General features: G+C 44.4%; 8 protein-coding genes. 2 read left to right on the plus strand and 6 right to left on the minus strand.

Annotation, left to right across the window (positions count from 1 at the left end; genetic code table 11):
• From Q0668_RS10980 to Q0668_RS10995, 4 genes are all read right to left on the minus strand, one after another.
• Nucleotides 1-2,958 (minus strand): DUF1549 domain-containing protein (locus Q0668_RS10980; RefSeq protein WP_298864225.1); only part of this gene is annotated, 2,958 nt, incomplete at its 3' end.
• A 523-nt stretch (nucleotides 2,959-3,481) separates the two neighbouring features.
• On the minus strand, nucleotides 3,482-5,281 hold the full coding sequence (locus tag Q0668_RS10985) for a vWA domain-containing protein (RefSeq protein ID WP_298864228.1): 1,800 nt from the start codon (nucleotides 5,279-5,281) through the stop codon (nucleotides 3,482-3,484).
• A 55-nt stretch (nucleotides 5,282-5,336) separates the two neighbouring features.
• Entirely contained in the window at nucleotides 5,337-5,909 is a 573-nt protein-coding gene (locus tag Q0668_RS10990) for a TadE family protein (protein ID WP_298864231.1), read from the minus strand.
• Nucleotides 5,910-5,965: 56 nt separating this feature from the next.
• A complete protein-coding gene (locus Q0668_RS10995) occupies nucleotides 5,966-6,493 on the minus strand; it encodes a TadE/TadG family type IV pilus assembly protein (protein WP_298864235.1) in 528 nt (175 codons plus the stop codon).
• Between the two features lie 409 nt (nucleotides 6,494-6,902).
• Between Q0668_RS10995 and Q0668_RS11000 the strand changes: the two genes are divergently transcribed.
• Nucleotides 6,903-7,184 carry a hypothetical protein gene (locus tag Q0668_RS11000; RefSeq protein WP_298864238.1) on the plus strand — a complete coding sequence of 94 codons (282 nt, stop codon included), beginning with the start codon at nucleotides 6,903-6,905 and terminating at the stop codon, nucleotides 7,182-7,184.
• On the opposite strand, the gene folK is transcribed toward Q0668_RS11000, so the two are convergent.
• The gene (folK, locus tag Q0668_RS11005; RefSeq protein ID WP_298864241.1) at nucleotides 7,181-7,684 is read right to left on the minus strand and encodes a 2-amino-4-hydroxy-6-hydroxymethyldihydropteridine diphosphokinase; all 504 of its coding nucleotides are present in this window, start codon (nucleotides 7,682-7,684) and stop codon (nucleotides 7,181-7,183) included. The genes Q0668_RS11000 and folK overlap by 4 nt on opposite strands.
• 1 nt (nucleotide 7,685) lies before the next feature.
• A complete protein-coding gene (gene folB, locus Q0668_RS11010; protein WP_298864244.1) occupies nucleotides 7,686-8,057 on the minus strand; it encodes a dihydroneopterin aldolase in 372 nt (123 codons plus the stop codon).
• Nucleotides 8,058-8,236: 179 nt separating this feature from the next.
• Here folB and Q0668_RS11015 point away from each other — a divergent pair, with 179 nt between their 5' ends.
• The gene (locus Q0668_RS11015; protein WP_298864247.1) at nucleotides 8,237-9,577 is read left to right on the plus strand and encodes a polysaccharide pyruvyl transferase family protein; all 1,341 of its coding nucleotides are present in this window, start codon (nucleotides 8,237-8,239) and stop codon (nucleotides 9,575-9,577) included.
• Nucleotide 9,578: the final 1 nt, after the last annotated feature.

The following is a 9,578-nucleotide window of genomic DNA, read 5'->3' on the forward strand; positions in this document are numbered from 1 at the left end:
CGTTGTATTTTCCATCGTATCTTCGGGAGTACGATGAATTTTGAAGTAGGAAGCAGGAGGGACTTCTTTATTGGAACCGGACGCGGACAAAATCTGATAAGCAAACTGATCATAGGGAACTTTGTCTGCTACCGATTTTCGAATCCAATCTCGAAACAGTTTGGCTCCTTCTGGCCCCAGATATTTCCGATTTACCTGTAACAAGTCAGCCCATTTATTTGTCCAATGATCAACAAACTCCTTACTTTCAAGTAAACGATCAATCAGTGCATTTCGCTTGATATTGGATTTTCTTTTGTCAGCCATAAATGCTTTGACATCATCAATCGTGGGAGGGAGGCCAGATAGATCGATATAAACACGTCGTAAAAATTCGACATCACTACACAAGTCGGAAGGAAGCGTTTTTGTTTTCTTCAGTTTCAGATCAACCAGATTGTCGATGTAGTTATGAACGGGCAGTTGTTTCCAGACAAATTCTGAACGATCACCCATAACGGTCACAGTCGTCGCGGCATATTTGCCTTGATAGCGTGCCAAGAGAGGTGCTTCTCCCCGCCTCAGTACTTCTGCAATGCCGCCATGATGCATTGTTGCAATTTCGATATTACTGCAGTCAATAAACGAATCTGAAGTAACATCACGAATTTCTCCATTGTCATAAGTAGCAAGAATACGGAACTGCTGCAGTAGACCTGCACGTGGAACCACTGGGTTTTCGGGAGTAATTTTTATACTCGCTACTCGTGACGCGTCCTTCTTCAAAGGAGTTCCCTCCTTGATCCAGGAAGCAACAATCTGATAGTGCGCATCCCCGGGAAGCGCGACCTGGCCACCTTTATGAGGAACTTCGGCGATCGCTTTCAACAGTATTAGACTTTGTTCGGGAGAAGCCAGATTGACACGTCGTGATTTGAGGTCATCGGAATAGGCTCGTAAGTCAAACAGATCATCGGTTCCTCGCAGGGAAAGTTTAAATCCGTCTTTCCCTTTGTTTGCACCATGACATAACCCCGAATTACAACCCATTTTTGTAAAAGCAGGTGCAACATCCCGCCAGTAATCGGGACGGTATCTTTCGGGAAATTTTGCGACGGTAATTTTTGCAGTCGCCTTTATTCCATGTAAGCTGAAGCTGACATCAGCGATACCTGGTTGAAGTGCCTTTACCAGACCCATTGGTGAAACATGAATTATCTCTTTTTGATTCACATTTGCTTTTACCAGACGTGTCAGATCTGTTTTGGCTCCGGATTTTAAATGTCCGGTTACCAGAAACTGAACCGTGTCATATTTTTGAGCAATTGTGGCAACCGCAGGCTGGACTTCCAGTTTCACGAGCGGATCTGTATTTGAAAATGATTCCTGCGGCAATTTTTTCTGATGAAGATCAATCAGAACAACGTCACTTTTCTGAGTCGCCTGTTTTTCCTGAGCCAGTTGTTTCTGACTGGTCTGCAAGGGGACTGGCACAAATGATTTTTTCAGTTGACCTGTTTTTGCCTCGTATATTCGAACCTGTCCATCCTGTCCGGCTGTGGCAATCATTTCTCCCTGAGGGTGATAACGGACGGTATATAGCCCCGACTCTGGAACTGCTACTTCACTAACAATTTTGACGGACTTGGTACGGGCGCCCGCAACCTGCTTTTTCTCAGCAGGTGTTCGAGTCACTACTCGTTTTGAGAGAATCGTGACCATTGCAGCGGGAAATTTCTTCTCGATTTCGAAAGAGAATACCTTGAGTTCCCCAGTATGATTCAGACTGCTGACGGCTACCAGTTGCTTGCCATTGGGATGAATATCAACACCAAAAATACGGCCCTTCAACGCCGGAAAGCTACGTACCAGATTGGCATCATCACCAATGACGCGTACTGATTGGCGAAACGCGTGATAGAGCTTGGGAACCCCGTCTGCCCCACCAACGAGAACCGTATCCTGAGTCGGATGACGTGCAATCGTCGCTAGTCCTCCTGTCAGGGCTTTGGGAGTAATTGAAGTGATATTATCGATAAATCGCTGAGTTTTCAGTTCAGCCAGTTTTGCCGTTCTGTCACGACTGACAGAAATCAGATGACTGCCATCCGTCGAAAAGACGGTATCCAATACCCAGTCATAGTGGGCATTCTGGTAGAAGACTTCCTTTTCTGTTTCGACTTCGATGACGCGGACTGTATTATCGGTGCAACCAAATGCCAGCAGTTTACTATCAGGTGACCAACTGGCGCCATAGATCGTGTCAAAAGTCAGTGAAATCGACTTTTTCAGTGACTGAGTCTTCACGTCCCAGATTTGAATTTCGCCGCGCTCGGCCGGTGTCCCACCAGTGACAGCGAGATATTTCCCATCCGGTGAAAACTGGATTGATTCGATTCGCTGTGACTTTCCGATCAATCGACCAACTAATTTATCTCCTTCCGCAGAGTGAAGCACGACCTCGTGAAAACCGGCAACAGCCAGTAATTTTCCGTTGGGTGAATAAGCCAGAGATGTAATCACCGGAGGCGAAGCATAAACAGGAGGGTTTTGCTTATTAAACTTGTATTCTACTTTCTTGGGAGAATCATTCACGGCACCTTGTTGAATCCAGGTACGAATCAGAGTGATCTGTTCTTGAGAAAGAGGTGTCTTTCCTTTAGGCATCTCTGCTTCGTTGTCATCAGGTGTAATCAACTTTACCAGATTACTTTTCTCCGGTTTTCCTGGTACGATGGAAATCGTTTCACTTTCCCCACCTTTGATAAAATGGGAATATTCTGTAACAACATATTCCCCTTCTGGATTGCGTGGATGATGGCATCCTGCACATTGCGCCTGAAGAATGGGACGAACCTGATGATAAAAGCTGATCTTGTTTCCTGCAGCGGGTGCGTTTGCTGCAAACAGATTAGATACGGAACAGGACCAGAAAATGATCGTAAGAAGCACAAATGAACGGAACTTGTCGAAGGACATGAACCTCAACCCCCTTTTGGCAAACCTAAGTTAAATTAACTCTGGTGATGAAAAGAGGTAATCTCTTCTCATTGCCCCTGATTGATCCTGAGAGGGCTCATAGGATGAGAGCAAGTGATCAAACCGGGTGAGAGTAGTGGAAGGATAAGTTTATAATTGACTGCACTCAGTCATTAACTTAATTCTCTGTATGCAATGATTCATACACCATTATGATTAGATCCTATTTCTTCGTCGATGAAAATATCTCCTTTTTCGCAATATTTTTGAAGATTTCTCACATACGATTTCGGTAATTTGGGATAGAAAGCAGGCAATTCTGTCAGTCTGCTTGAGGTTTCCCTCCATAAAACATGCCCCTTAACTCCATCAACGATTTTGCAACACCAACCGCAGCTTATTTAGTAACATTGCTAAATAACATGACATGTCATAAAAAAAAGAGGTGGCTGTTTCCAACCACCTCTCTCACTCAGGTCAATATTAACCCAAGCAGGCACGAATCACTAGAAATCCGCATTCATTAGAAATCGCTCTCCGGATCAGCTAACAACTTGGCAGGCGGCACGTTTGCTGCAATTTTGCCGAAGGCAACCAGCAACTGTGCTTGCATATCTTCGATAGTGGAACCACCGGGTGCGTCAATCCAGATACCATTACATGCTTTGGCAATGGCTTCCATCAAGTTTCGATCTGCCCCCGCACCAACGGTCATCGTATGCACGGTATACCCCAGGTTGGCAGCTTCGACTGCCTGCCAGAAAGCATACTGCTTATCACGACTACTGGTTGAATAGTCTGACTGACCATCACCGTTGAAGTCGGTAACTTCATCCCAGTTCCAACTGCCCGGAAGTGACCAGCCAGAAGGAGAACGGTTGGCGTTACCATCGGTCATTACCAGAATCGTCGGACGAGCACCGACACGACCATGTGACTGTAACAGTTCTCTTGCATCACGAATCCCATAACCCATGCCGGTATAGGGTGCGTAATGAGATGCCTGTTTGTGTCTCTGAATCGCATCGATATCTGTGTAACGATTTGTGATAAGTTCATCACCCAGATCAACGGTATCAAGCACGCCATCATCATTTAGAACTGATTCGACGCGTGAAGAGTCATCATAAGTAACGAGTCCGATGTAATCTCCAAATTGTAAGCCGTCAAGAAATTCGGTGAATAACGTCACACCTTCTTTCATGGCATGGAATGGATAAATTGGAGCACGCCACAAATCTTCTGACTGATTATTTTTCTTTCGCATTTCAATCAGATAACCAACCAGAGTGCGGTAACCGTATTTCTTTTTGTAGCCATAATTTTTGGGTGAGGAATCTGTACGTACCCATTGAATATAATTTAACCATAAATTCTTATGCGTATTTCCAGTGGGCTGTCCTTTTAAATTCCCAGAAGAATTTTTTCCTTCCTGAGGAAATGGATACTTGAGTTTTCCACTACCATCAACTTCGTCGAGATCGAGCGAGTAATAGACACTCGAATTATTGTCTGAACTTTTATAAGTCCCCTGTGCTGAATTGATCTTTCCAAAACCAGTTGCAGGAAACTTCAGTTTTCCAGTATTAGAGAAGGTCACACCAGAGGCAACCAACGTGTTCCAGATATCGTCTAGATTATCTTCAACAGGAGCTTTTCCTAAACGACTGGAGGACATCGCGTCATATTGACTGTCGTAACTCATCGAACCTGAGTAGTCGAGTACGAGTATAATGTCGCGTGCTTCAATGAAGGCAATTGCCGATGTCGTAACAGCAGCCGTTTTCTCATTCATCAAACCAGCAAAGAACAATTGCAATCTAGAGTCAGGTTGACCTTCCGACGCATTATCTTTCCGAGCAATCACTTTGACTACGTTATAAGGTTTGGCGCCTTCACCCCAGATCATATGGTCATTTCCAGAGGCGTCCTGATACCGTTTACCGAATTTGACATCGATTTCCGGATCAACGTAAACACCGTTTAACCGAGCCACTTTCTCTGCCATCGCTCTGGCAGCATCCACGGCAATCGAGTTTGCATCCTGCACAGCGCTGCCAACATCCTGATTTTCCTGAATGTCATCAGCAGCGGTCTGCACAGCATCGGTAATCTGTTGTGCCGCTGCTAATGCAGCAGCCTCAACAGCATTTCGCATTCTGGTTTTGGTCATTGTGATCACTGCGATATCAATGCCAAATGCCAGAAACCCCATTGTTGCAATCAAAAACGGGACTGCCATCACCATGAACGCACCACGGCGATTTTGATCGCCGGGCAAATCCGTTTCTTCACTCATTAAGTTTTTTAACTGTTTCATCATTCCCCCCTCATACTCACCAGAAGATTGAGTCTCATACTCATGAAATTATGTATTCCTAGTTGACGATCTTGGTTGTGCCATTATTTAAAATTAAGTCCCAGACCGGATCGCCATTCATTGGTTTGGCCTTTGATCCTTCCAGGTTCATGATATCTGTCAGTGAGGAACCTGTTGCATTTTCGGGTATCTCAATTCCAATTCGAAATAAGCGGTTACGATTGGCTGCATCACTCAGATCAAAAGTTTCTCCTGCACTGGGTGGATTCGGCATGGGATCGAGAGCATTTCCCGAACCATCATCTGCATGCGTAATCGTGATCGTCAGGTTTGATTCATCATTTTCGACTCCGGATGCCCGGAGAAAATTACGTACATCAAGAATGATTTTGTCATTCAAATTCATGCCACCCGGTAAATCCAAATCGGCATCCATCGAAGCTAGACGCCCTGATTGTGCCAATGCTGCATCCATGATTGTGGAAGTGTGCACAGCACGACGGACTGCAACCATTCCCAGAATCAATGCCAGGAAGACCGGCGCGATTAATGCAAATTCAACCGCAGCTACACCCCGGCGGTTTTGAATTACTTTTTCTGATTTCGTTTGTCTGTTTTGATTGATACGCATGAAATTACTCCTGCAAACAGTGGCTTACCTGATTCGGTAAAATATATTTCTTTTGTTTATTCGTGACGCCTGACAGTATGCCCCGACAAAATCAAACTCTCTTCTTTCGTTGCTGCTTCTGCCGCCTCAACAGGGTCAACAAAAAATGAACTCAGTAATCTGACATCTTTGTAGGGGACTTCGACACGTACAATAAATAACTGCGCTTTCTCAGCGTTTGCTAACTCAATATCGGGCAGGGCAGAGAAATCGATTTGTGAAACATCAACACCTGCCGTGTCAAACTGACTGGCATTCTTAACCATGATGGTTGCCAGATTTGAATCAAATACTGTATCCAGTAATGCTTTCACTTTTGTCTCAACCTGAGCGGTTGTCACAGATTCAGCTCGTCCTAGTTTTGCTGCTTCCTGAGTCGCTTCCTGAATAATGTTCGACACCATATAGGCATAGCCAAATTCAAAAATGGCATAGACAAACACCAGAAAGACTGGAGCGACAAATGCCAGCTCAACTAAAGTTGTGCCAGAGCGAGATGAATCCGATTGTTTTTTTAACACCTGTCGGTTTCGCCGTATAAACATTGCATTCCTCTTGAAAATATTGGTATGCCCATCCGCGGACATCTATTTATTTCTACTAACCTGCAAAACGCTGGGAGAATTAAGTCAAGAGGGGAGGGTTTTACCCACTAAAACAATAGCTCAGAAATAGCACTATGCTGGTTTTATTTCTGTAAAAAACAGAAATCATTCCCTGTTGTAAAATCGCTACAAGATGCAATTCACAAACTCCCGGTCTTCAGCCGCTCTGATGCAAAAAAACCTCATTCAGACGTATTTTCCAAGATAATTGTCAAATTCTTGCGTCTAACAGTCGGTTATCGATCTACTTCAATTGAAATTCATGCTGCATTGTCGATACACTGTCTCCTGACGTGCCGATCAGGCCTTCAGATATAAAGACAAAAAAATGTTTTGGTAGAAATCAACTATGGGAAAAAAGGCTTCTTCAACTATCAAAGCAGGCTCAAACATACAGGTAAAAGAGGGGGTCTGCGTTCCAGAGTTTCCGGAAATCTGCTGCGGTGGATGGACCGGTATGGTGGTCGAAGTGCGCGGCAAAAAAGTCTCAGAACGGACGTACATTCTCGAATGGGATGATGAAACGGAAAGCAAAATGCCCGACGTTTACAAATCTCAGTGTGAAGATCAAGGGCTGTTTTTCAAGATGGCCTGCCTGCCAGGCGACGCCTTAATCCTGAGCGACTCTTAAAGCCTGACATCAACTCGGCGAATCAACTGAGCGTCCGTTACGGATTTTAATTCGCTGGCAATCTGTGCTAAATTTTTATCCAGACCGGGGATGCAAAAATCCGGTGCCAGTTCTGCCAGAGGTATAGCGAGAAAGTCCCGATCTACTATGTCCGGGTCTGGAATGATCCGATGCCCAATCTGAAATCGTTCCTCATTAAACAGCACCAAATCAATATCGATTGTCCGTGGACCATTTTTGTTTTCAGGATCGCGAACTCGATTCAGTTGTGATTCAATTCCAGGAATCACATCTGAAAATAATTCACTGGCCTCACATGCGGTCTCCATAAGCACTGCAGCGTTCAAGAAATCAGCCTGATCAGGATATCCCACCGGCTTACTTTGCCAAACCGAAGATTTGCCGGAAATCAAACCATGTTCACTCAACAAGTGAACTGCCTGAGGCAAGTAATACTCCGGACGAATATTACTGCCTAATGACAGAAATACCCGATTCATTTCAGTCTTCGGAAAAATCTTCACGTGTCCTTTCCACGGTGACACCCACAGAGCGAGTGAAACGGAGTGCTCCAGGCTTTTCTATACTGACACTTGCCTGTTGCACGTGTTGATCTATTAAGCAGATTTTCGCAACTTCGTCTGCCATTTTTTCTACTAATTGAAAACGTGAGTTTTCAACCAGATCGATAATTTCTTTCGTAATAGTCCGATAATTGACAGCATCAGAAATATCGTCTGAACGGCCTGCTTTTCTCAAATCAACGTGTAGCGTTATATTGATCACTACATCCTGTTTCTTTTCTCGTTCTTCATTATTGATGCCAATGATAGTTCGCAACAGTAAATCGGAGATTTGGATTCGATCAGGCATATTAGTCAGAGAGGTTTACAAATAGAGTTACGTTGAAATCAAGAAAGATCACCATCAATAAAACCACTATAGTATCAGTCGACTCAGTTGCACAGATAAGAGTACTATTCTAAAAAAGGATTTGATAGATTCTTATTTGGATGTTTTCAGACTCAGCTCAGACAGAATGATTCACTCGAATGCTCAATCCACAACAAGATTTCTCGCGTCGAACTTGGTTGAAACAGTCTTTTTGTCACTCTCTGGGATTGGCAGGAGTTTTGAACAGCAGCCTGCTTTCACAACAGCCTGCTTTTTCTCAACTCCCGGAAAAACCAGACCGTGTTCCGACGCTTCTCCTGCGATCTGGCTGGCAAACAGTCAATATTGGTGATATTGGTCATTCTCCGGGAATTTTGAAACTGTTGGAATTATACGCGCCGAAATTGCAAATCATTCTCTGGCCTAATAGTGTCGATCGTGGTGTGGAACCCATGCTCAAAAAACGGTTCCCCGATCTAAAAATTGTCAAAGGCCGCCTGCAAAAAAATGGAAAACTGGATTCCGAATCACTTGAACAGGCATTTCAGCAGGCAGATTTCTTTCTACATGGCTCGGGTCCCAGTGTTGTGTCACGCAGAGAACTCGCGCATTGGAAGAAGACGACCGGAAAGCCTTATGGGATCTATGGCGTCACGGTCTCCGAGATCAATCCAGAATTACACAGTATTCTGTCAGAAGCAGATTTTATCTTCACACGCGAAACGCATTCGCTGAAAAATCTGACTGATGCCAAAGTCACCTCCGGTTATCAGGATTTTGCCCCTGATGCCACTTTTGCCATTGATTTAACCGATGATCCCAAAGTCAAAACGTTTCAAAAGCAGAATCAGCTAGAAAAGGGGAAATACCTTTGTGCGGTCCCTCGACTTAGATTTACTCCTTACCACAAAATTCATAAATCCATCCGCTGGTCAAAAGAGAAAATCCATCAGGTGGAATCGATCAATCGGGAATTCCAGGAGATCGATCATGCAAAATTACGGGCTGCGATTATCAAATGGGTCCGTACAAGCGGTCAAAAAGTTGTAGTTTGTCCCGAAATGACCTATCAGACGGAAATTATTCATCCGCTCGTTATCGATCCGCTTCCTCCAGACGTGAAAAAGATGGTTGTCCCGCATGATCAATATTGGCTGCCAGATGAAGCAGGATCACTATATCGCGATGCGTCTGCCGTCCTGAGTATGGAATGTCATTCTCCCATTATTGCCTGTGCGTTTGGCACTCCCGGTCTTTATGTCAGGCAACCCACAGATACGATCAAAGGTCAAATGTGGTATGACATCGGCCTGAAAGACTGGACCTTTGAAATTGATGAGGTCAATCAACAACAAATCTCAGAGAGAGTCATCGACATTTATCATCATTATGAACAATCGATTGATAAACTGAAATCTGTGATGCAATCGATTCAAAAGCGGCAGAAACAAACGATGCAAATTGTGACGGCAGCTGTGCGCAAATCTGGATCTTCCTGAA

The sequence above is a fragment of the uncultured Gimesia sp. genome, assembly GCF_937910335.1.
Lineage (GTDB): Bacteria > Planctomycetota > Planctomycetia > Planctomycetales > Planctomycetaceae > Gimesia.